17 protein-coding genes are annotated in these 22,855 nt (G+C 71.9%); 5 read left to right on the top strand and 12 right to left on the bottom strand.

Features of this window, described 5'->3' with window-relative positions; all coding sequences use genetic code 11:
- Positions 1 to 141: 141 nt before the first annotated feature.
- From ACWEGE_RS36885 to pdhA, 5 genes are read right to left on the bottom strand one after another with little or no spacing between them, the layout of a single operon-like run.
- On the bottom strand, positions 142 to 1,146 hold the full coding sequence (locus ACWEGE_RS36885; RefSeq protein ID WP_449665117.1) for a hypothetical protein: 1,005 nt from the start codon (positions 1,144 to 1,146) through the stop codon (positions 142 to 144).
- Positions 1,122 to 1,670: a hypothetical protein gene (locus tag ACWEGE_RS36880; RefSeq protein ID WP_449665116.1), complete on the bottom strand. Its 549-nt coding sequence runs from the start codon at positions 1,668 to 1,670 to the stop codon at positions 1,122 to 1,124. Before ACWEGE_RS36880 ends, ACWEGE_RS36885 begins: the two co-directional genes overlap by 25 nt.
- A 55-nt stretch (positions 1,671 to 1,725) precedes the next feature.
- The gene (locus ACWEGE_RS36875; protein ID WP_449665115.1) at positions 1,726 to 2,901 is read right to left on the bottom strand and encodes a dihydrolipoamide acetyltransferase family protein; all 1,176 of its coding nucleotides are present in this window, start codon (positions 2,899 to 2,901) and stop codon (positions 1,726 to 1,728) included.
- Complete coding sequence (locus ACWEGE_RS36870; RefSeq protein ID WP_449665114.1) at positions 2,894 to 3,889, bottom strand: alpha-ketoacid dehydrogenase subunit beta; 996 nt, start codon at positions 3,887 to 3,889, stop codon at positions 2,894 to 2,896. Before ACWEGE_RS36870 ends, ACWEGE_RS36875 begins: the two co-directional genes overlap by 8 nt.
- Positions 3,889 to 4,965: a pyruvate dehydrogenase (acetyl-transferring) E1 component subunit alpha gene (gene pdhA / locus ACWEGE_RS36865; RefSeq protein ID WP_449665113.1), complete on the bottom strand. Its 1,077-nt coding sequence runs from the start codon at positions 4,963 to 4,965 to the stop codon at positions 3,889 to 3,891. Before pdhA ends, ACWEGE_RS36870 begins: the two co-directional genes overlap by 1 nt.
- A 134-nt stretch (positions 4,966 to 5,099) precedes the next feature.
- Between pdhA and ACWEGE_RS36860 the strand changes: the two genes are divergently transcribed.
- Both ACWEGE_RS36860 and ACWEGE_RS36855 read left to right on the top strand, forming a co-directional pair.
- On the top strand, positions 5,100 to 5,576 hold the full coding sequence (locus ACWEGE_RS36860; RefSeq protein ID WP_449665120.1) for an Lrp/AsnC family transcriptional regulator: 477 nt from the start codon (positions 5,100 to 5,102) through the stop codon (positions 5,574 to 5,576).
- A gap of 262 nt (positions 5,577 to 5,838) precedes the next feature.
- Positions 5,839 to 8,427 (top strand): glycoside hydrolase family 3 protein, encoded by a 2,589-nt coding sequence (locus ACWEGE_RS36855; protein ID WP_449665112.1) that lies wholly within the window; start codon positions 5,839 to 5,841, stop codon positions 8,425 to 8,427.
- A 118-nt stretch (positions 8,428 to 8,545) separates the two neighbouring features.
- Here ACWEGE_RS36855 and ACWEGE_RS36850 read toward each other — a convergent pair whose 3' ends face one another.
- Entirely contained in the window at positions 8,546 to 11,683 is a 3,138-nt protein-coding gene (locus ACWEGE_RS36850; protein WP_449665111.1) for a GH92 family glycosyl hydrolase, read from the bottom strand.
- A gap of 155 nt (positions 11,684 to 11,838) precedes the next feature.
- On the opposite strand from ACWEGE_RS36850, the gene ACWEGE_RS36845 reads away from it, so the two are divergent.
- Positions 11,839 to 12,534 carry a response regulator transcription factor gene (locus ACWEGE_RS36845; protein ID WP_449665110.1) on the top strand — a complete coding sequence of 232 codons (696 nt, stop codon included), beginning with the start codon at positions 11,839 to 11,841 and terminating at the stop codon, positions 12,532 to 12,534.
- Entirely contained in the window at positions 12,524 to 14,287 is a 1,764-nt protein-coding gene (locus ACWEGE_RS36840; RefSeq protein WP_449665109.1) for a sensor histidine kinase, read from the top strand. The genes ACWEGE_RS36845 and ACWEGE_RS36840 overlap by 11 nt, the downstream gene beginning before the upstream one ends.
- Positions 14,288 to 14,291: 4 nt before the next feature.
- Here ACWEGE_RS36840 and ACWEGE_RS36835 read toward each other — a convergent pair whose 3' ends face one another.
- The 4 genes from ACWEGE_RS36835 to ACWEGE_RS36820 form a co-directional block, all read right to left on the bottom strand.
- On the bottom strand, positions 14,292 to 15,446 hold the full coding sequence (locus ACWEGE_RS36835) for a 4-hydroxybenzoate 3-monooxygenase (protein WP_449665108.1): 1,155 nt from the start codon (positions 15,444 to 15,446) through the stop codon (positions 14,292 to 14,294).
- A 72-nt stretch (positions 15,447 to 15,518) separates the two neighbouring features.
- Positions 15,519 to 16,274: an IclR family transcriptional regulator gene (locus ACWEGE_RS36830; protein WP_449665107.1), complete on the bottom strand. Its 756-nt coding sequence runs from the start codon at positions 16,272 to 16,274 to the stop codon at positions 15,519 to 15,521.
- Between the two features lie 44 nt (positions 16,275 to 16,318).
- On the bottom strand, positions 16,319 to 18,082 hold the full coding sequence (locus tag ACWEGE_RS36825; RefSeq protein ID WP_449665106.1) for a chitinase: 1,764 nt from the start codon (positions 18,080 to 18,082) through the stop codon (positions 16,319 to 16,321).
- A gap of 679 nt (positions 18,083 to 18,761) precedes the next feature.
- The gene (locus ACWEGE_RS36820; RefSeq protein ID WP_449665105.1) at positions 18,762 to 19,307 is read right to left on the bottom strand and encodes an AAA family ATPase; all 546 of its coding nucleotides are present in this window, start codon (positions 19,305 to 19,307) and stop codon (positions 18,762 to 18,764) included.
- A gap of 271 nt (positions 19,308 to 19,578) precedes the next feature.
- On the opposite strand from ACWEGE_RS36820, the gene ACWEGE_RS36815 reads away from it, so the two are divergent.
- The gene (locus ACWEGE_RS36815) at positions 19,579 to 20,001 is read left to right on the top strand and encodes a hypothetical protein (protein WP_449665104.1); all 423 of its coding nucleotides are present in this window, start codon (positions 19,579 to 19,581) and stop codon (positions 19,999 to 20,001) included.
- Here ACWEGE_RS36815 and ACWEGE_RS36810 read toward each other — a convergent pair.
- Together ACWEGE_RS36810 and ACWEGE_RS36805 are read right to left on the bottom strand one after the other, a co-directional pair.
- Positions 19,979 to 21,916, bottom strand: a complete 1,938-nt coding sequence (locus ACWEGE_RS36810; protein ID WP_449665103.1) for a serine/threonine-protein kinase — start codon at positions 21,914 to 21,916, stop codon at positions 19,979 to 19,981. The two genes, ACWEGE_RS36815 and ACWEGE_RS36810, sit on opposite strands and share 23 nt — an antisense overlap.
- A complete protein-coding gene (locus tag ACWEGE_RS36805; protein ID WP_449665102.1) occupies positions 21,913 to 22,698 on the bottom strand; it encodes a hypothetical protein in 786 nt (261 codons plus the stop codon). The genes ACWEGE_RS36810 and ACWEGE_RS36805 overlap by 4 nt, the downstream gene beginning before the upstream one ends.
- Positions 22,699 to 22,855 lie beyond the last annotated feature (157 nt).

Raw genomic sequence — 22,855 nt, 5'->3', positions numbered from 1 at the left:
CCCAGACCTCCCCCACCCCGATCCGAAGCCCCCACACGGCCGGTGGTGCCGGGTCAAGGCACGCTTTCCCGCCTTGACGCGGTACCACCGGCCGTAGTGACAATCGAACTTCGGGGTGGCGGGCCACCAGACCGAGGTCGCCTACAACGCGAGGTCGTCCAAATCCGACTCCAGCCGGGCCCGCCAGGTCCACCGCCGCTCCGTCGTATCCGCGCCCTCCAGAGCCGGCGGCCCCAGCGGCAGGGCCGGATCGACCACCCCGAACGTCACCCGGTACGCCAGCACCGACGCCGCCGTCCGGATCCACGTGTCACCCGACGTGCCGGCCGGGGGCGCCACCCCCAGCGCGTGCCCGAACCACGTCGGCAGCAGCGCGTTCGACCCCAGCGCGTCCGTGATCCGGGTCCGCAGCCGCACCTGCAGGTCGTGCCACGCGCGCTCGGCCCGCTCCAGCTGCGGCACCACCCGCGCCTCGACCGCGTCCGCCTCGCGCAAAGCCAGCCGGGCCTGCTCCGCCGCCGCAGCGGCCGCCGGGATCTCCTCGTCCAGCAACGTCCGGCGCCGCGTCGACAACGCCCGCAACGACGACTCCGCGTCCCCACGCGCCCTGGCTCCCCGGTCCGTCGAGGCCAGGACGCGCACCACCTCGAGCAGGTCGGCATCGCACCGGGACAGCGCCGATCGCACCGAGTCGAGGTGCGCGATCTCGTCCGCGTACCTGGCCCGCTGCTCCTTCGTGACCAGCTCCTTGTGCAGGTCGTCCCACCGCGCCGCCTCCGCCGCGAGCGCGCGCGTCTCCGGGCCGACGTCGTCGAGGTTCACCTGCGGGACGCCGTCGGACACGCGGACCGCGCGCTCCAGGGCCTGTACCTGCTGCTGCAGCCGGTCCAGTCGCCTGCCGAGCAGGTCGAGCCGGTCCTCCTGGGCCGCCGGGCCACCGGTTTCGAGCCGCTCGGTCAGGTCGGCGACGTCCTGCTCCAAGCGGTCGTCGGCCGCGCGCAGCCCGTCGACCGCCGCGAACAGCTCCTCGAGGTCGCGGCGCGTCGAATCGACGCCGTCCGGGGGGACTTCGTACTCCTGCGTGAACTCGGGGTCGTCGCCGTAGGTCGCGTAACCGTGGCTCACGGCGTCCGGCTTTCCCGCCACAGCAGCGCGATCGTGCCCGCGGCGCCCAGCGCCGCCAGGACCGTGCAGACCAGCTCCCCTGACCACGGGATCAGCGCGAGCACCAGCGCCACCGCCGTGCCGCTGCCCGCCCACGCCGCCCGCGTGCGCTCGCGGATCACCGCCGCGGTCCGGCGGACCGGGGCGAAGCCGATCCGCAGCCCCGCGCCGAACAACGGCACCAGCAACAGCAGCCACACCGGGGACAGCACCTCGAACAGCACCAGCGCCGCGGCGACCAGCGGCGCCAGCACGGGCGCGACCGCGAACCAGACGACCGCGCGCTGCGTCGCCGCGTGCCGGGACTCGAGCTCGGCGTCGGCGAGCCGCCGCCGGGCCTCGTCGAACGCCACCTCGGCGTCGAGCAGCCGGTGTGCCGTCGCGACGAGCTCGTCCATCGCGTCGACGTCGCCGGGCGGGGTCGCGAGCCCGTCCCGCAGGTCCTGCTTGAGCCGGGCGACGCGCCCCTCCGCCAGGTCGCGGTCGTGCTGGGCCGGTGTCGTCACGCAACCACTTTAAGTGCCGCCACCGTCACCACCGGCCAACGCGGCCGGTGAGTCGTCAGAGGTCCCCGAGGGCGGTGACCGGCGACTCCACGCAGTCGGCGACGAACCGCAGGAACCCGCCCGCCGTGCCGCCGTCGCAGACGCGGTGGTCGAACGCCAGCGTCAGCTCGCAGATCTTCCGGGCCACCAGTGCCCCGTCGACCACCCACGGCCGGTCGATGATCCGGCCGATGCCGAGGATGGCCGCCTCGGGGTGGTTGATGATCGCGGCCGAGCCGTCGACGCCGAAGACGCCGTAGTTGTTGACGGTGAAGGTGCCGCCGGTGAGGTCCGCGGGCGCGAGCTTGCCCTCCCGCGCGGTGCGGGCGCGGTCGCCGATCGCCGCCGACAGGTCCCGCGTGGACAGCGCTCCGGCGTTCCGCACGACCGGCACCACCAGGCCGCGGTCGGTCTGCGCGGCGAACCCGAGGTGGATCTCGTCCAGCAGCACGATCTCGTCGCCCTCGACGCGCGAGTTCAGCTCCGGGTACTTCTTCAGCCCCGCCACGGCGAACCGCGCGATCAGCCCGAGCAGGCTGACCGGCCGGTCCGACTTGGCGTTCAGCGCGGCCCGCGCGGCGACGAGCTCGGTCGCGTCGACGTCCACCCAGACGGTGGCCTCGGGGATCTCGCGCCGGGACGTCGTGAGCTTGTCCGCGACGGCCTTGCGCACGCCGGTCAGCGGGATCCTGCGGCCATCGGTCTTCTTCAGCGCCGCTTCGACGTCGGCGCGGCGGATGATGCCGTCCGGCCCGCTCGGGGTGAGCTTCGCGAGGTCGACCCCGTTGTCCGCGGCCAGTTTCCGGACGAACGGCGAGATCACGCCGGGCTGCTTCGGCCGCGTGGGCGCGGCAACGCTCACCGGACGCCGGGCCCGCTTGCGCCGGGTCGCCGGCGCGGTGCCGTAGCCGATGAGGACGTTCCCGCTGCCGGAAGACGTCGTGACACCGGGCTCGGCGAACCCGCCGACGCTCAGCAGCGGCGCACCGACCGGCAGCAGCTGCCCCGGCTCGCCGTGCAGCGCGGACACCACGCCGGCGAACGGCACCGGCACCTCGACCGCCGCCTTCGCCGTCTCCACCTCGACGACGACCTGGTCGACGTCGACGGTGTCGCCGACCTTGACCCGCCAGTCCACGATCGCCGCCTCGGTCAGGCCTTCGCCGAGGTCCGGCAGCAGGAAGTCAGGCACCGGCCACCACCGGCGTGTCGGCCCACTGCAGGCGCGCGATCGTGTCGAGGATCCGGTCGACGTCGGGCAGCATGTGCCGCTCGAGCTTCGGCGCCGGGTACGGGATGTCGAGCCCGGTGACCCGCAGGACGGGCGCGTGGAGCTGGTGGAAGCACTGCTCGGTGACGCGCGCGACGACCTCCGCGCCGTACCCGCCGAAGCCGGCGGCCTCGTGCACCACCACGGCCCGCCCGGTGCGGCGCACCGAAGCCGTGACGGTCTCGTCGTCGAACGGCGCCAGCGAACGCAGGTCGACGACCTCGACGTCCCAGCCTTCGGCCTTCGCCGCGTCCGCGGTTTCCAGCGCGGTGGCGACCATCGGGCCGTACGCGATGAGGGTGACGTCCTTGCCGTGCCGCCGGACGACGGCCTGGTCCATGCCGGGGCCGGAGCGGGTGAAGGTGACCTCTTCGCCGGCCCAGTACCGGCACTTCGGCTCGAGGAAGATCACCGGGTCCGGCGACTCGATGGCGTCACGCAGCAGGTCGTAGGCGTCCTGCGCGGTGCCCGGGGTGACGACGCGCAGGCCCGGCGTGTGCGTGTAGTAGGCCTCGCTGGAGTCGCAGTGGTGCTCGACGCCGCCGATGCCGCCGGCGTAGGGCACGCGGATGACCATCGGCAGCGACAACGCGCCGCGCGTGCGGTTGCGCAGCTTCGCCACGTGCGAGGTGATCTGCTCGAACGCCGGGTAGGCGAAGGCGTCGAACTGCATCTCCACGACCGGCCGGAACCCGCCCATCGCCATCCCGACGGCGAACCCGACGATCCCGGATTCGGCGAGCGGGGTGTCGAAGCAGCGGTCCTCGCCGAAGTCGGCGGTGATGCCGTCGGTGACCCGGAAGACGCCGCCGAGGGTGCCGACGTCCTCGCCGAACACGAGGACGCGGTCGTCGTCCTTGAGGGCGTCCCGCAGGGCCGCGTTGAGCGCCTGCGCCATGGTGGTCGTCATCAGGCCTCCAGTTCGGCTTCGAGGGTGGCGCGCTGGGCTTCGAGCTGGCGGGTCGGCTGCGCGTAGACGTGGTCGAACAGCGACAGCGGATCGAGCTCGGGCTCGGCGTTCAGGGTGTCGCGAACGGACCGGGCGAACACCTCGGCGTCGGCCGCGAACCGCTCGATTTCGGTGTCCTGCAGCAGGTTTTCGTTCTTCAGGTGGGTTTCGAGCCGCTTGAGCGGGTCGGCTTCGCGCCACTTCGCGACTTCGGCGGCGTCGCGGTAGCGGGTGGCGTCGTCGGCGTTGGTGTGGGCGTCGATGCGGTAGGTGTGGGCCTCGACGAGCACCGGACCCTTGCCCTCGCGGGCGTGCTTCACCGCGTCGTCGAGGACGGCCAGGACGGCCACGGCGTCGTTGCCGTCGACCTGCTCGGAGCGCATGCCGTAGCCGATGCCCTTGTACGCCAGCGCTTCCGCGGCGCTCTGCTTCTCGAAGGGCACCGAGATGGCGAAGCGGTTGTTCTGCACGAAGAACACGACGGGCGCCTTGAAGACGGCCGCGAAGTTCAGCGCTTCGTGGAAGTCGCCCTCGCTGGTGGCGCCGTCGCCGATGAGGGCGAGCGCGACGGCGTCTTCGCCGCGTCGCTGCATGGCGTGCGCCAGCCCGGCGGCGTGCAGGGTCTGCGTCGCGAGCGGAGTGCACTGAGGGGCAACGCGCGTCTCGACCGGGTTGTAGCCGCAGTGCGCGTCGCCGCGAAGGAGCGTCAGCACTTCGCCGGGCTTCAGGCCCCGGGCCACGAGGGCGACGGAGTCGCGGTAGGTCGGGAAGAGCCAGTCCCGGGCTTCCAGGGCGAGCGCGGCGGCGACCTGGCACGCCTCCTGGCCGGCGCTGGAGGGGTAGACGGCGAGGCGGCCCTGCTTGGTGAGCGCGGTCGCCTGCACGTCGAACCGGCGGCCCAGGACCATCAGCCGGTAGGCCTCCTTGAGCCGTTCGGCCGAGGGTTCGCCGTACCCGCCGTCCTGTCCGGCACGGCTCCCGTCCTCGGTGACGAACCGCACCGGGGCAGCGGACGGCAGCAGGGTTTCCGCAGCCATGGCGCGCACCACCTCTCCCAGACATATGATGCTGAAATGGTGGTTCGCGGCGGTGTTGTGTTCAAGGGTTGGCGGAAATGAGCGACAAACGGTCTCCAACGACGGTTCGGCCGGGCCAAACGTCCACAGGTGTCCTGGCGCACGGGGGTCTACCGGGACGAACGGTCCCGGCCCTGGACGACCTCGACCGGGCGATGCTGGCGGAGCTGTCGGCGGACGGCCGCCTGGCGGTGCGCGCCTTGGCGGAGCGCCTGCACATCTCACGGACGAACGCGTACGCGCGGCTGGAGCGCTTGCTGGCGGAGGGCGTGATCACGGGCTTCGGCGCCCGGATCGATCCCCGGCGGGCCGGCCTGGGCACGTCGGCGTACATCATGGTGACGGTGGAGCAGACGTCCTGGCGCACGATGGCGACGGACCTGCACGAGATCCCGTACGTCGACCACGTGGCCCTGGTCGGCGGCGACTTCGACATCCTCCTGCTGGTCCGGACGCCGGACAACCAGACCCTGCGTGACGTGGTGCTGGAGCGGCTGCAGGCGTTGGAGGGCGTGCGGTCGACGCGGACGTGGCTGATCTTCGAGGAGCTGCCGGGTTCGGTGCCGAGCTGAGGCCGCGTCCCGAAGGGCAAGACTCTTGCCCGCAAGCACCCTTGCCCAGCTCAGCGGGACGAGCTAGACAGAAGTGCGCGTCACCCGCTCGCCGGACGACTCTTATTTTATGTCGAGAAATAACTAGCTCGAAACCTATTGACGCCGTCCCCTTCACCCGGTGAGGATCGGCCGGTCCGCCGTTCATCGCAGAATGGACCAGACCATGGCCAGAAGATCCCGCGCGTGGTCACGTGCGCGCCGAAGTTCGCTCGTCACGCTGATGAGCCTCAGCTTGCTGGGTGCCGCAGCACAGGCCATCCCCGCGCAAGCGGAAACGCCGCAGCCCGTCATCGGCCAGCCCGCCAAGGACAAGGACGGCTGCGCCCGGATCGAGAAGAGCCTGCCGACCCTCGCGGACTGGCCGAAGGTCGACAGCAGGCTGAAGGGCAAGGCCGGCGACGAGCAGCGGATCGCCGAAATCCTCAAGGGCATGACCCTGGAGGAAAAGGTCGGGCAGATGACGCAGCCCGAGATCGCCGCGATCACCCCCGACGAGGTCCGCCAGTACGCCATCGGCTCGGTCCTCAACGGCGGCGGCTCGTGGCCAGGCGGGAAGAAGTACGCCACCCAGCAGGACTGGCTGAACCTCGCCGACTCCTTCTGGAACGCCTCCAAGACCAGCCGCACGAAGATCCCGGTCATCTGGGGCATCGACGCCGTGCACGGCAACAACAACGTCTACGGCGCCACCGTCTTCCCGCACAACATCGGCCTCGGCGCCGCGCACGACCCGTGCCTGGTCCGCGACGTCGCCGGCGCCACCGCCCGGCAGATCCGCGCCACCGGCCAGGACTGGGCCTTCTCGCCCACCCTCGCCGTCGTCCAGGACGACCGCTGGGGCCGCACCTACGAAGGCTTCTCCGAGGACCCGCGCATCACGCGCTCCTACGGCTTCGAAGCCATCAACGGCCTCCAGGACGGCGCGACCAAGCGCATCGGCTACAACGGCGTGATCGCCACCGCCAAGCACTTCATCGGCGACGGCGGCACCCTCAAGGGCCAGGACCAGGGCGTCAACCCCTCGTCCGAAGCGGACATGATCAACATCCACGGCCAGGGCTACTACGGCGCGCTCGCCGCCGGCTCGCAGACCGTGATGGTGTCGTTCAACAGCTGGACCAACGCCGACCTCGGCATCAACGAGGGCAAGCTGCACGGCAGCGACAAGGCGCTGAACCAGATCCTCAAGGGCAAGATCGGCTTCGACGGCCTGGTCGTGTCCGACTGGAACGGCATCGGCCAGGTCACCGGCTGCACGAACTCGTCGTGCCCGCAGGCGATCAACGCCGGCATCGACATCGTGATGGTGCCGAACGACTGGAAGGCGTTCATCACCAACACCGTCGCCCAGGTGCAGAGCGGCCAGATCCCGATGTCCCGGATCGACGACGCCGTCACCCGCATCCTGCGCGTCAAGCTGCGCGACGGCCTGTTCGAGTCGCAGAAGCCGTCCGACCGCTCCTACGCCAACTCCGACGAGGCGCTGAAGGACAACTGGCTGGCGCGTGACGCCGTCCGCGAGTCGCAGACGCTGCTGAAGAACAACGGCAACGTGCTGCCGCTGAAGCCGTCGTCGAAGGTCCTGGTCGTCGGCAAGAGCGCCGACAACATCGCGAACCAGACCGGCGGCTGGACGCTCAGCTGGCAGGGCACCGGCAACACCAACGCCGACTTCCCCAACGCCACGTCGATCCTGACCGGCATCAAGCAGGACCTGGGCGACGCCAACGTCACCTTCGACGCCACCGGCAACGTCGACCCGAAGGGCTTCGACGCGGTCATCGCGGTCATCGGCGAGACGCCGTACGCGGAAGGTGTCGGCGACCTGACCCGCAAGTCGCTCGAAGCGGCGCGGCTCTACCCCGAGGACCTGGCCGTGCTGGACAAGGTCAGCGGCAAGGGCACCCCGGTCGTCACGGTGTACGTCGGCGGCCGCCCGCTGTACATGAACAAGGAGATCAACCGCTCCGACGCGTTCGTGGCCGCGTGGCTGCCGGGCACCGAGGGCGGCGGCGTCGCGGACATGCTGGTCAAGGGCAAGGACGGCACCGGCTACCAGGGCACGCTGTCGTACTCGTGGCCGAAGAGCGCGTGCCAGTCGCCGCTCAACCCGTGGTCACCGGACTACGACCCGCTGTTCAAGCTCGGCTACGGCCTGAAGAGCGGCCAGCGCGCCACGGTCGGTCCGCTGGACGAGACGTCCGGCCCGGCGTCCTGCGGGGCGACCGGCGGCGGCGGGACCGCGACCGAGGACTTGTCGATCTACGACCGCACCGACGTGCCGCCGTACACCAGCCAGATCGGCTCGGCGGAGAACTGGGGCGGCACGGTGATCGGCCCGGACGGCACGGCGGCGCACACCGAGATCAACACGGTCCCCACGGACGTCAACGTCCAGGGTGACGGCCTGAAGGCGACCTGGACGGGCGCCGGCGCGGCCCAGCTCTACATGCAGAACACGGCGGGCACGAACGACCTGCGGGGCTACCTGAACGCCAACGCGGCCCTGGAGTTCGACACGATCGTCCAGCAGGCACCGGCCAACCGGACGGTGATCAGCATGCACTGCGTCTACCCGTGCTTCAGCGAGGTGAACGCGACGAAGCTGTTCACCGACCTGGCGGGCGGCCCGAAGACGACGGTGAAGATCCCGGTGTCCTGCTTCGACAACGGGCTGGACTTCGAGCACATCAACACGCCGTTCCTGGTGTACACCGACGGCACGTTCCAGGCTTCGTTCGCGAACGTGCGCTGGGTGCCACAGGGGGCGAAGGATCCCGATGCGAGACCTTGTTCGAGCTTGACCTGACGGCGATCGGGCCGGGAGCGATCCGCTCCCGGCCCGGTTCGTTTCGTCGGAGACCGCAGCCACCCGGCAGGACCGGGCCCGCCGGACGCCGAGCCCGATCAAGACCTGCGTGGGCCGCTCACCCGGCCGAGCCGATCGCGAACACGTGCAGGTCCGCCTCCGCCGGGAGGGTCACGGACGCGATTCGCTTCCCGGCCGGGGCGTCGAACGGCGCGGTCGCGTACACCGACGCCCCGCCGCCCGGGCCCCCGGGCTGGTTGCGGTGGTCCGTGCGCGCGACGAGCGTGTTGCCGAACACCGGGTCCGTGCCGCCACCCGGGAAGACCCAGTCGCCGAACGACAGGTCCGCCTGGCCCGTCGTGCCGTCGGTGAAGGTGACCGTCGCCGAGGCGCGGTGGTCGCCGTTCGATGCCGTCCCGACGAACGTCAGCCGCGTCCCGGACACCCGGATCGTCTGCCCGGCCGGGACGACGTTGTCCGGCCGGCCCGCCGGCGCCGCGGGCCACGTGAACGTCGTGCCCACCGCCGAGGCGGGCTGGCCGCCGATGAGCCCGGCCGCGGCCAGCGCCTGCCGGGACAGACTGTTCCCGGCGCCGTCGATGTCGGCCGAGCCGGCGTCACCGTCGTCGGAGATGCCGACGTCCGAGTACGCCGCCGCGAGGCCGTTCTTCGGCGCGGCCAGCACGATCACCGAGGACGTCACCGTCGTACCGCCACCGCGGACGGTCACCGGCACCGCGTAGTAGCCCTCGGGCGTCCCGGCGGCCACCGCCACCGTCAGCTTCGCGGTGCCGCTGCCGGTGCGGTCGTCGAGCCGGAGCTGCCGTGGCCCGGTCACCGTGATCCCGGACGGCGCCCGCGTGCCGACGTCCAGCACGCGGTCGTGACCGCCGAGCCGCTGCCCGCCGACCGTGACCTCGCCGGTGCTCCCCGGCTCGACGACGACCTGGTTGGCCACCGACGCCAGGAACGGCTGCTCAGCGTCGCGGTAGGACGGTGGGGTCGAGCCGGCCGCCCACCGCTTGTCCGGAGTGGACGCGAGCGAGAAGTCGAGCCGGGCGCCGTCGCGCGCGGTGTTCGCGGGCAGGGACGTCCGGTCCCAGTGCCGGCCGTTCAGCGCCAGGTCGTGGACGTACGTCGCCGGGGCGGCGGGCGCGTGGATGTCGATCGTCCGCCCGTTCGGCAGCGACAGCACCGCGCGCTCGAACAGCGGGCTGTGCACCACCAGGTCCGGCGTCCCCGGCGTGGCCGGGTAGATGCCGAGCGCGGCCCAGACGTACCACGACGACTGCGCGCCGAGGTCGTCGTTGCCCGGCTCGCCGTCCGGGGTGGCGCTGAACAGCGTCGTCGCGATTTCGCGGACGACCTGCTGCGTCTTCCACGGCTGCCCGACGTGGTTGTACAGCCACGGAACGCCGAAGTCGGGCTCGTTGCCCGCCCACATGTACGGCTCGTTCGGGCCGACGTTCAGCTTCTGGAAGAAGGTGTCCAGCCGCTGCGAAACCGCGGCCGGGCCGCCCATCGCCGTCACCAGGCCGGCCGGGTCCTGCGGGACCAGCCAGGTGTACTGGGCGGCGTTGCCCTCGTCGAAGCCGTCCTGGCCGAACTGCCCGGGCGGCGGCGGGACGTAGGCCGGGCCGTCCGGGAACCGGCCGTCCTGCCCGCGCGGCTGCAGGTAGCCGGTCAGCGGGTTGAAGATGTGCTGCCAGTTCTGGCCGCGTTTCGTGAACTCGCGGGCGACGTCGCGGTCGCCGATGCCCTGCGCGAACTGCGCGATGGCGAAGTCGTCGATCGCCCATTCCAGGGTGATCGAGGCCCCGACGCGGGCGTGGTCGCCGCGGGCGGCGTCGTTGTTCGGCAGGTACCCGCGGGCGACGTAGTCTTCGATTCCCCGCCGCTCCTGGTACGCACCCGGCGTGTGGTCGACCGAGGTGGCTCCCTTGACCAGGTACTGCAGCGCGGTCTTGACGTCGAAGTCGCGGGCGCCGAAGGCGTACAGGTTCGAGATGAGCGCGACCGAGCTGTCACCGGTCATCTGGCCGGTGTAGCCGTTCGCCATCGGCCAGCGCGGCCACCAGCCGCCCTGCACGGCGTCGTTGGTCAGCGACTGCGCCATGTCGCTTGCTTCCTTCGGGAACAGCATGGCGTGCAGCGGCGCGAGCGAGCGGTAGGTGTCCCAGTCGGAGAAGTTCGCGTACTGGTGCCGCCCCTTCGGCAGCGTCCGGACCTGGTCGTCGAAGCCGATGTATCGCCCGTCGGCGTCGTCGAAGGTGTTCGGGTGCATCAGCGAGTGGTAGAGCGCGGTGTAGAACGTCTTGAGCTGCGCGGTGTCCTTGCCCGCGACGCGGATCTTGCCCAGCGCCTGCGTCCACCTGTCGCGAGTGGACTTCCGGACCGCGCCGAAGTCCCAGCCCGGCACCTCGGCGGCCATGTTGGCCTTCGCACCGTCGACGCCCACGTAGGACATCGACACCTTGGCGTGCACGGTCGGCGAACCGAACGTCAGGTACGCACCCGCCCGCGGCGAGTCGACATTGTCGGAGCCCGGCTTGACCGACGAGCCGTCCCAGGTGCCGTGCGCGGTGAAGGGCTGGTCGAACGTGATGGCGTAGTGGACGGTGTACTTGTTGCCCTTGCCGCAGAAGTTGCCGGTGGTGGCCGAACCGCTGACCTCGCGGTCCCCGGTGATGCGCAGCGTGGCCGCCGAGTTCCCCGCCAGGCTCGCCCCGCCCTTGACCAGCACCTGTGGCGTCGAGCCCGCCGGGTAGGCGAAGGTGGCTAGCCCGGTGCGGGTCGTCGCGGTCAGCTCGGCCCGGACGTTCGAGTCGGCGAGCGTCACAGCGTAGTAACCCGGCTCGGCCTGCTCGCCGTCGTGGGCGAAGCGCTCGGTGCGGTCCCAGGGCGCGCTGCCGATGTCGCCGGTGACCGGCAGGATCGGCACGTCGCCGAAGGCGTTGCAGCCAACCGAGGCGTGGTCGAGGCTGAAGCCCCGGATCCGGTCGGAGTGGTACTGGTAGCCGGCGTACGCGCCCTGCGTGTCCGGTGAGAACTGCATCATCCCGAACGGCGCCGCCGGCCCGGGGAAGTTGTTGATCTCGCCGACCGAGCTGCCACCCCGGCCGGTCCCGATCAGCGGGTCCACGTACGCCGCCGGGTCCCCGACAAGCGGTGACATCGTTGTCGGAGCCGCCGAAGCGACCGCGGGCGCCCCGAACACCGCCGTCGCGACCATCGCCGCCATGAGTCTCGCCCGCACCGGTGTCCTCCTCGTCGAAGCTCCCGCTGGTCCGACCTTCGCCGCCACCGCGGCCGCGGTCAACACTTTGACAAAGACCTGGCTCGTGCCCGCAACGTATGAAGATCCGGTCAGGATGCGGTGGCCGCGGTGTCAAGACGCCTACCCTCGACGCCGTGTGCGCACGTGTACTGGTCGCCGAGGACGACGAGAAGCAGGCCGAGGTCCTCCGGCTCTACCTCGAAAGCGAAGGCCACACCGTGGTGCTGGCCCCGGACGGCCGGGCGGCGCTCGACGAGGCCCGGCGCGACCGGCCCGACCTGCTGGTCCTCGACGTGATGATGCCGAAGGTCGACGGCCTCGACGTCTGCCGGATCCTGCGGCGGGAGTCCGACGTCGCGGTGCTCATGCTCACCGCGCGGGCCACCGAGGACGACCTGCTGCTCGGCCTCGACCTCGGCGCGGACGACTACCTGACCAAGCCGTACAGCCCGCGCGAGCTGATGGCCCGGGTCCGGACGCTGCTGCGGCGGACCGCCGGGCGCGGCGGGCCACCCGACACCGCGTTGCGCGCCGGCGGGCTGCGGCTCGACCCGGTGCGGCACGAGGTGTCGGTCGGCGGCCGCCCGGTGGACACCACACCCGGCGAGTTCCAGCTCCTGGAGGTGATGATCCGGCAGCCCGGCCGGGTGTTCACCCGCCGCCAGCTGCTCGAACTGACCCGCGGCGACGACCGGTTCGTCAGCACCCGGATCATCGACGTCCACGTGCTCAACCTGCGCAAGAAGCTCGAACCGGACCCGCAGAAGCCGGTCTACCTGCGGACCGTCTTCGGCGTGGGCTACAAGCTGACGGCGGAAGATGACACGTAGCTTCCCGAGGCGGCGCAGTCTCGTCGTCCGGCTCACCGCCGTCTCGCTGCTCATCGCGCTCGCCTCCATCGCGGCGACCGCGTGGCTCGCCGTGCAGACGACCACCCGCGCGATCCAGCAGGAGCAGGGCCAGGCGCTCTCCGGCGACGCGACGATCTACACCGAGCTGCTCGGCTTCGCCGCGGTGAACCACACCTGGGACCAGGTCGGGCCCCGGCTGCGCGCGCTGTCGGAGCAGACCGGCCGCCGGGTCGTGCTGACCACCCTCGACCGGCACGTCCTCGGCGACTCCGGTGGCGCGCCGGTCACCCTGCCGGTCAAGGCGACCGCGTCGGTCGACCCGCTGCACGTCGACCCGGTGCTGCTGCCCCAGGCCGGGACGAGCGGCATCGACCCGCGCGCGGTCGGCCCGTTCAAGCTGCCGCCGTCCGAACGCGAGGAACTGAGCGCGCTGGCCAGGAAGGCCACCGCCTGCCTCGCCTCGCTCGGCCTCCCCGGCCAGGTGCAGGACTCACCGAGCGGGCGGCCGCAGCTGGCCGGGCTCGACCCGCTGTCCGCCCGCTACTACGCGGCCAAGTGCGGGCTGTTCGAGCTGGCCTTCCCCACCCCGACCGAGCAGGCCGCGCTCACGAGCCTGAACGAGGCCGTCAACCGCTGCCTGCAGAACCAGGGCGGCGGAGAGGTGAAACTGGACCTCGACCTGCAGGCTCGCGACGTCCCCGACCAGCGGCCCACCCAGGGCTGCCTCGACTCGGCCCGGCGCGATCAGCTCACGCCGTACGTCGCGCCGCCGGCGCTGCTGTTCACGCTCGGCCCGGGCGGGTCGCCGCTGCCGACGTTCACGCTGTCGAAGGAGAACCTCACCCGGATCCTCGCGGTGACCGGCGGCGTGCTGGTGCTGGCCGTCGCGCTCACCGCGCTCGTCGCGCGGCGGCTGTCCCGCCCGCTGCGCGCGCTGACCGAGGCCGCGCAGCAGGACCGGCCGGCCCCGGTGCGGTCCCGCGACGAGATCGGCTACCTCGCCGCCGCGTTCAACGACCTCACGGCGCGCCGCGAACGCATCGAGGAGCAGCGCAAGGCGATGGTCAGCGACATCGCCCACGAGCTGCGCAACCCGCTCAACGTCATCCGCGGGCGGCTGGAGGCCGCCGAAGACGGGCACCTGCCGTTCGACCGGGCCCTGTCCGCGTCGCTGCTCGAAGAAACCGTGCTGCTGCAGCACATCGTCGACGACCTGCAGGACCTCGCGGCGGCCGACGCCGGGCAGCTGCGCCTGCACCCCGAGCCCCTAGACGCGGCGGAGCTGGCCGGCCACGTCGCCGCCGCGCACGCCGACCGCGCCGCCGCGGCCGGGGTCACCCTCACCGTGTCCGCCACCGGCGACTGCACGCTGGCGGCCGACCCGGTCCGGCTCCGCCAGGTCGTGGGCAACCTGGTGACGAACGCGATCCGGCACACGCCATCCGGCGGCCGGGTGACGATCCGCGTATCGTCCACTGTGGACGAGGTGACGCTCGCCGTGGCGGACACCGGGACCGGCATCGCCGCCGAGGACCTGCCGCACGTGTTCGACCGGTTCTGGCGGGCCGAGAAGTCCCGCAGCCGCCAGACCGGCGGCAGCGGGCTCGGCCTCGCCATCGTGCGCCACCTGGTGCAGGCCCACGACGGGACGGTCACGGCGGAGTCCGAAGTGGACACCGGGTCGACGTTCACCGTCCGGCTGCCGCGGGTCGTGAGCGGTAAGGCGGGTTAGACACTCACGACAGCGGGAGTCCGGCGTAGTTCTCGGCCAGCTCGGTCTTCGCGGCCGCCGACGTCACCGTGCGGTGGAGCTGGGACAGCTGGAGCTGGGCGTCGAAGTCGTCGCCGTGGCGGTGCAGCATGGACGTCATCCACCACGAGAAGTGCGTGCAGCGCCAGACCCGGCGCAGCGCCGTCTCCGAGTAGGCGTCCACGAGCCGGTCGTCGCCGCGGAACGACGCCGTCAGCGCCCGGGCCAGCAGCGCGACGTCCGCCACCGCCAGGTTCAACCCCTTCGCCCCCGTCGGCGGCACGATGTGGGCCGCGTCGCCGGCCAGGTAGAGGTTCCCGTGCCGCATCGGGGTGGTCACGAAGCTGCGCATCGGGAGGACGCTCTTCTCGGTGATCGTCCCCGTCTCCAGCGTCCACCCCGGGACGCCGAGCCGCTCGGACAGCGCCGTCCAGATCCGGTCGTCGCTCCACCGCGCGATGTCCTCGTCCGGCGTCACCTGCAGGTAGAACCGGCTCACCCGCGGCGAACGCATGCTGTGCATCGCGAACCCGTCCGGGTGCCAGGCGTAGATCAGCTCGTCCGTCGACGGCGCGACGTCGGCCAGCACCCCCAGCCACGCGAACGGGTAGGCCCGCTCCCGGACCTGCGGGGCGGGGATCGACCCGCGGCTCGGCCCGTGGAAGCCGTCGCAGCCGACGACGGCGTCCGCGTCGACCGTCCGCGCCACCCCGTCGGAGTCCACGAAGGACACCGACGGCCGTCCGGTGACGTCGTGCAGCGTGACGTCGGTGGCCGAGTAGTACGCCGGCCGTCCCGCCTTCTCCCGCGCCGCCATCAGGTCCTTGGTCACCTCGGTCTGCCCGTAGACCGTCACGGACCGGCCGATGAGGCCGGCGAAGTCGATGTGGTGCCGGTTTTCCGGCCACTGGAGGTAGATGCCCCGGTGCTCCATGCCCTCGACGTCGAGCCGGTCGCCGAGGCCGGCCTCCCGCAGCAGTTCGACCGTGCCCGCCTCGAGGATGCCGGCGCGGATGCGCGCCTGGACGTACTCGGCGGTCTGCCGCTCGATCAGCACCGAGTCGATGCCTTCGAGCCCGAGCAGGTGGGACAGCAGCAGCCCGGCCGGGCCGGCGCCGACGATGACGACCTGGGTGCGCACTGGAGAACGTCCTTTCCCGCGGAGAGCCCGAGCATGGATCGGCGGCCCCGCCCGCCACTACGGCATTCTCATTCAGTGAGAGGAATTCCCCATCGCCCGCGAAATCCCGCGCGCCGCGGCCCGCAGGGCCGGGATCTGCGTCCGCGCGTTCCGGTCGTTGGGCACGATCACCGACAGCGCGGCGACGACGTCACCGCCCGGTCCCCGCAGCGGGACGGCGATGCCCGTGGTTTCCTCGTCGATGAAGCCGGCGCAGAACGCGTAGCCGGTGCGCCGGACGTCGGCGAGGAACCGCCGCAGCCGCGCCGCGTCGGTCAGCGTCGTCCGCCGGAAGGCTTCCAGCGGGCAGGCCAGCACCTGTTCCTGCAGCTCGGCGGGGGCGTGGGCGAGCAGCACGAGCCCGGACGAGGAGGCGTGCAGCGGCAGCCGCCCGGCCACCCGCGTCACGTTGACGACCGCACCGGGCGCCGAGAGCCGCTCGACGAACAGCACCTCCCGGTCCTCCAGCACGGCGAGCTGCGTGTGGTGCCCGACGACGGCGTGCAGGTCCTCCATGAACGGCATCGCGGCTTCCCGCAGCCCGAGCGTCGGCGAGGCGCGGGACGCGAGCTCCCAGAGCCGGACGCCGACGCGGACCCGCCGGTCGGGGTCGCGCCGCAGCCAGCCGTGCCCGACCAGCTCCTCGACCAGCCGCGACGCGGTGGCGACGGGCAGGTCCGCCCGCCGCGCGATGTCGGTGACGCGCAAGGCCGGCGTGTCCGGCCCGAAGGTCTCGAAGATGCGCACGACACGGCGGAGCACGGACTCGCCCTGCGCCGGTTTCGCCACGTCAGCAGTGTGCCCCACCCGCGCGGCGGGGCACACCGCCGACGTCAGGGAAGGGCGTTCAGGAACGGCTCGTGGCTGTTCTGGAACTCCCAGTTGTAGTACTTGTCCCAGTTGATCGACCACGTCATCAGCCCCCGCAGGGCGGGTGACGTGCCGCCGCGCAGCGTGTACGAGCCGCAGCCACTGCCCTTGACCAGGCAGTTCACCGCGGTCTGCACGTCGGCGGGCGAGGTGTAGCCGTTGCCGGCACTGACGGCGGCGGGCAGCCCGACGGCGATCTGGTCGGGGCGCAGGCCGGGGAAGAACTGCCCGGTGTTCGCCACGGTGAAGCCGGCCTTGAGCATGTCGGTCATGGCGATGTGGAACTCGGCGCCGCCCATGTTGTGGTAGGAGTTGTCGAGCCCCATGACCGGGCCGGAGTTGTAGTCCTGGACGTGCAGCACGGTGAGCGAGTCCCGCAGCGCGTGGATGACGGGGAGGTAGGCGCCGGTCCGCGCGTCACCGGCGCCGGAGCCGCCGTAGAACTGGTAGCCGACCTGCACGAAGAAGGTCTCCGGCGCCATCGTCAGCACGAAGCCCGAGCCGTACTTGGCCTTGAGCGTCTTGAGCGCGGAGATCAGGTTGACGATGACGGGCGTGGTCGGGTTCCGGAAGTCGGTGTCCCCGGCGTTGAGCGAGAGCGAGTGGCCTTCGAAGTCGACGTCGAGCCCGTTGAGGCCGTACTTGTCGATGATGGCGGAGACGGAGCTGACGAACTTGTCCCGGGCGGCGGTGGTCGTCAGCTGCACCTGGCCGTTCTGCCCGCCGATGGAGATGAGGACCTTCTTGCCCTGCGCTTGCTTGGCCTTGATGGCGGCGACGAAGTCGGCGTCGCTCTCGACGTTCGGGCATTCGCTCACCGGGCACCGGGTGAACCGGATGTCGCCGGAGGTCACGGAAGTGGGTTCCCCGAAGGCAAGATCAATGATGTCCCAGGCGGCCGGCACATCGGCCATCCGCACGTAGCCGGAGCCGTTGGCGAAGCTGGCGTGCAGGTACCCGACGAGGGCGTGCTTGGGCAGCCCGGTGTCGACACAGCCGGTGGTGGTGGCGCTGACGGTCCCCGTCTTGGCCGACTCCCCGGCCGAGTTGTAGGCGGCAACGGAGTAACTGTGGGTGGTGCAGGAGGCAAGCCCACTGACGGTGGCACTCGTTCCGGTGACAGTGGCAACGACGGAGTTGCCTTCGTAGACCCGGTACCCGGTGACGTTCCCGGCACTCGCGCCCCAGCTCAGGGCGACGGAGCTGCCGGTGACGGCGGTGACTTGCGGAGCGCCGGGAGAGGTGGGGGTACCGGGGGTGTTCCCACCGGGCCCATCGAGGACGACGTCGTCGGCGTAGTAGGTACCGGCGCCGTACCAGCCGTGGAGGTAGAGCTGGGCGGAGGTCTGGTTACCGGTGGTGAAGGTGAGCTGCAGCTGGTTGTAGCTCACGTTGCCCGACCAGGTCGACGGACCACCGGTGATGCCGAGGTAGACGGGGTTCCCCCGCACCCAAGCGGAGACGGTGTAGGTGGTGTTGGGCTGAACGGGCACGCTCTGCGAGCACTGGGCGTAATCGGCACCAACGGGAGTACCGGCGAGGGCATAGCTGCCGGAGTGCACGGGAGTGCCGACAACGGCGGCGTTGGCACAGGTCCAGCCGGAGAGAGAGCCGGCTTCGAAGCCGGGGTTGAGAAGAAGGTTGGCAGCGGCGGCGGGGACGGCGAGAAGCCCCGACAGCACAAAAAGCACGGCGGCGAGGGTGGCAGACAGTCGGGAACGCCTCATCGGGTCCTCCAGTCAGGGAGAGACCTCGATTGTCTGGACCAATGTGCGAGTTGTCCAGACCAAAAGGAGGGTTATCGCGGTAGCGAGCGGGCGACGGCCGAAGTGACTTTGGAGCCGGCGGGCCGGCGCGGCTCGCCGGAGGCGGCGGGCCGGCGCGGGTCACCGGAGGCGGCGGGCCGGTGCGGGTCACCGGAGGCGGCGGGCCGGTGCGGCTCGCCGGAGGCGGCGGGCCGGTGCGGCTCGCCGGAGGCGGCGGGCCGGCGAGGCTCGCCGGAGGCGGCGGGCCGACGCGGGCCAACGGAGCGGCGGGCCGATGCGGGTCACCGGAGGCGGGGGGCGGGTGCCGCGGAGCGGCGGAGTCGCGGGCGCGAGGGCCGCGTGCACAGGACAACGGGGCCCGGAAGCGGCGAAGGCACGGGGAGCGGAGTCACCAGGCCGCGGAAGAAGTCGCGGCAGGAGCACAAGTCCCCCTTCCCCGACCACACCCCCCTGCCGACCCGATACGCAGCCGCCTCAGCGGCCGTCACGCCGGGTCAAGGCACGCTTTCCCGCCTTGACGCGGCGTGACGGCCGTTGAACAATCGAGCGTTCGGGCCGGTGAAGCAACAGCCGAGCGTCCGGGCCGGTGAGCATCCGAGCGTCCGGGCCGATGAGGCAGCCGAGCGTCCGGGTAGGTGAATCAACACCCCACCAGCACCGAAGCCACCAACCGAGTCCGATCCCCCCGCTCCCGATCAATCACCTGAACACTCCGCCACCCCCACGGCACCCGCTCCCCCAGCAACTCCTCCCGCCACTTCCCCACCCGCCGCACGTGCCGCGCAAAGGACCGGGCCCGCACCACCCGCCCCCGGCTCACCTGCCCCGCCAGCGCAACCTCCGCCGGCACGTCCAAGAACAACAACCGCACCGCCCGCCCGCTCACGAACCCGACCAGCGCGAGCAGCACCCGGGTCGAAGCCCGCGTCGACGGCTCGTGGACCACGACCGGCCCGTCCTCGCCGAACGCCCGCCGGACGATCCGCAGCCGGTGCCACGCGTGGACCACCGGCCGGTACCACCGGTACGGCACCCCCGGAACCACCGCACCGAGCCGCTCCCGCACCTGGTCGGAGTCCAGCACCGGCAGACCGGCGGCGGCGTGCCGGAGCATCGTCGTCTTGCCCGCCCCCGGCAGCCCCGCCACGACGAGCAGATCACGCCGGCCCAGCTCGATGACAGTCATGCCCACGCCAACGTCCGAGCAAAGGTAATGGTTCCTTTACCTTGCGCTCACGCAGGGTGACCGACAACCACCCGTGCACCGAAGACCACCCGGCCGGACCCCCGGTGGTCACCCGGCGTGCCCGCGTCACTCCATCGCCTGAAAACCCATGCGCGACAAGGCATCCGACACCGGGACCGCTTCGGGTGAAGATCGTCCCAACCCCTTCCCGGCGTCCGGAAAATCCCTATCTTCTGGAAGGGACGCTCAGTGAGAACAGGGGAAACTCGTCATGACCCAGTCGCTGGAACTCCCGGTCCAGGAATTCTGTCTCGATTGGACGCTCACGGGCGGCGAAGGCGCCCGGGTCGGGATCACCCTCTCCGGGCAGGTGTCCCTGCTGGACAACAACCGGTTCTACAAGATCGACGGCGTCGTCTACGTCACCGAGGGCGACGAGGACATCCGCGCGGTCGGGAACCCGCGGATCTCCGTGCGCCGCAACGGCGTCGAAAAGACCGGGCGACAGTGGGGCTGGGAGATGTGCTCGGCGCGCAAGAGCCTCGGCGCGTTGAACACGATGGAGGGCTACTTCGTCCGCACCGGCTACTGGGCGCCCGCCGACCGCGCCATCCAGCTGAGCCTCTGCGCCGAACAGGGGTGGAGCCGGCGCAAGAGCTACAGCCCGCACGTCACCGTCCGGATGGTCGACTGACCACTGTGGACGCCCGGCGCCGCGCGGCCGCGACGACCAGCCCGGCCGCGACCGCGCCCGCCACCGCGCACCCGGCCCCGAACCCCGGCGACGGCTCGTGCACGCGCAGCACCGACACGCACAGCCACACCGCGGCGCCGAACAGCAGGCCCAGCACGGGGCCGCCGACGGCCGCGCCCCGCCAGCGGTGGCCGTTGCGGATCGTCCGCAGCCCCGATTCGAGGTAGGCGAGCGCGAACAACGCCAGGATGAGGCTGCCCGCGCCCATGGCGCTGGCCAGCGGGTGCTGGCTGGTGAGCAGCGTGAACACCTGCGTGGACGAACCGGTCCGGACATCGGCGGTGACGGCGCCCCCGACGATCCACCGCGCGATCGCCGGCAGGGTGAGCTCGGCGGTGAAGCCGTTGCCGCCGGGCTTGGCCTCGGCGGACGCGGACCCGAGCGGAATCCCGGCGGCGGACAGGTCCAGCGCCACCCGCCCGGGGTTCCCGGGCCCGGTGAGCACGAGCGGCTTGCTGAGGTCCACCTCGACGGGAGCCGAGACAGGAGCGCCCCCGAGGTTCAGCACCCCCGACGCCTCGTGCGGCAGCCGGGCGGGGTTGAGCAGCGCGAGCACGACGAGCACGATCGCGGCCGCCGCGGCGGCCAGCCGCAGCCAGACCACGACGGCTTGGGAAGCGCCGGAGCCATCGGCCCCGGCACCGGTCGCACCGCCCGGCCACCCGCTGCCCTCGGCACCCGGCCCGGCCATGCCCGGTCCGGCACCACCCGGCCACCCGCCGCCCTCGACACCCGGCCCGGCCACGCCCGGTCCGGCACCACCCGGCCACCCGCCGCCCTCGACACCCGGCCCCGCCAAGCCCGGTCCGGCACCACCCGGCCACCCGGCACCAGCCGCGCCGGCGCCGGCCCGCCCCGAGCCCGCCACCTCATCGGGTGCGCCGACCAGCGTGGCACCCGGCCGCACCACCGGGCGCGTCTTCGCCTCCGCGGGGGGCGCCGGTGCGGTCGCCGAGTTCAACCCCGCGATCACCCGGGGCGTCAGGTGCAGCACCGGCACCCCGGACCGCTCCAGCCACCCCGTCCCGTACGCCGCCGTCGCTGCCGCCGCGAGGTCCGCCGCGAACGACTCCGCCTCGCGGTAGCGCGCGTCCAGCTCGCGGGCCAGGCTGCGCATCACCACCACCGCGATCGGCGCCGGCACCCCGGAAATCGGCTGGGGGTCGGTGAACATGTGCTGGCGCATCATGCTGATCGCGCCGCGGGTGTTGTCGAACGGCAGCTTGCCCGACAGCAGCTCGTACAGCACCGTCCCGGCCGCGTAGACGTCGGCCGCCGGGCTCAGGGCGTTGCCCATGGCCTGCTCAGGAGCGATGTACGCCGGTGTTCCCAGGATCTCGCCACCGTGCGTGACCAGCGTGGCCCCTTCGCTGATCACCCTGGCGATGCCGAAGTCCGCCACCTTCACCACGCCCTGCGTGCTGAACAGCAGGTTCCGCGGCTTGACGTCGAGGTGCAGCACCCCCGCCCGGTGCGCCGCGTGCAGCCCGGCCAGCATCGCCAGCCCGATCGCGCACGCCTGCTCGCCGCTGACGCCGCCGCCGTGGAAGCGGCTGTGCACCGTGCCGCCGTCCAGCCGTTCCATCACCAGGAGGTGCTCGCGGCCGGTGCGCACGTAGTCGTACACCGGCACGATGTGCGGGTGGTCGAGGCTGGCCAGCACCCGCGCCTCGCGGTCGAAGAGCTCGCTGCTCGCCGCGTGGTTGAGCACGTCCCACGGCAGCTGCTTGATCGCGACGCTGCGGCCCAGCGTCCGGTGCACGCCGGCGAACACGACCCCCATGCCGCCCTCGCCGATCGACTCCCCGATGTCGTACTGCGGCAGGGCGGCGACCAGCTCGGCCGGTGCGCTCATCGGGTGAAGTCCTGCGTGGACGGGACCGGCAGCTGCACCGTCTTGTCACTCTCGGTCACCGCAGGCGGGGCCGGGTGCGGGGTCAGGTAGCCGAGCACGAACGCGATCGCCGCCGCGCCGAGCACCACCGGGATCTCGACCGCCGGCTCGGGCGGGACCAGGCGCAGCACCGACAGGCTGATCACCGCGACCAGGCCGGTGCCGAACCCGGCGGGCAGGAACCGGACACCCCGGCGCCAGCGGTTGGGCGCCAGCTTGTGCCGGGCCAGCGCCAGCAGCGCGGTGGCCCAGGCGAGGATCGTCAGCACGAGCATCGCCAGGCCGAAGACGCCGTAGACCGACCAGAAGGAGCCGCGGACGTCGGCGACCGTGGTCGCCTCACCGAGCGTGCCGCGCCCGGCGTCGAGCAGCTCGACCGACGACGGCAGCAGCCCGGTCGCCTGCCCGGCCAGGTCACCGAGGTCGAGGACGAACGTCCGGGACACCGAGCCGCGGGCCGGCACCTCGAAGGGCGCCGTCGTGTCGTAGGCGAAGAACGTCAGCGCGAGCGCGACGCCCGAGAGCCGCACGCTGCGCACCTTGACCGGCGCGGCGCCGGTGTTGGTCGCGACGACCTGGAGCTCGACCTGCTTCGCCGGATCGATCGGGACGGTGGCGTCCTCGATCGGCCGCTTGTCGATCGACACCTGCAGCCGCAGTGAGCCGGCGTCCGCCGACGCGGGCGGCGCACCCAGCAGCAAGCACAAACCCAACGCAACCCCCGCCGCGATGACACGTCCCATTGGGCATCCCCTACTTGCTTTACCGACTGGCCTGGAATGCTACAGCGAGCACACACCGGGGAGGGACGTCCCAATGCGATTCGTGGTTCGGCTGTTTTTCGGCGCCGTGGCCGGAACGTTGCTCCTGCTCGCGGCAGGCACGGGTAACGCACAAGTT

It is taken from the genome of Amycolatopsis sp. NPDC004747, from assembly GCF_053601335.1.
The sequence above is the reverse complement of the archived record's forward strand: the minus strand, read 5'-3'. Positions and strand labels throughout refer to the sequence as shown.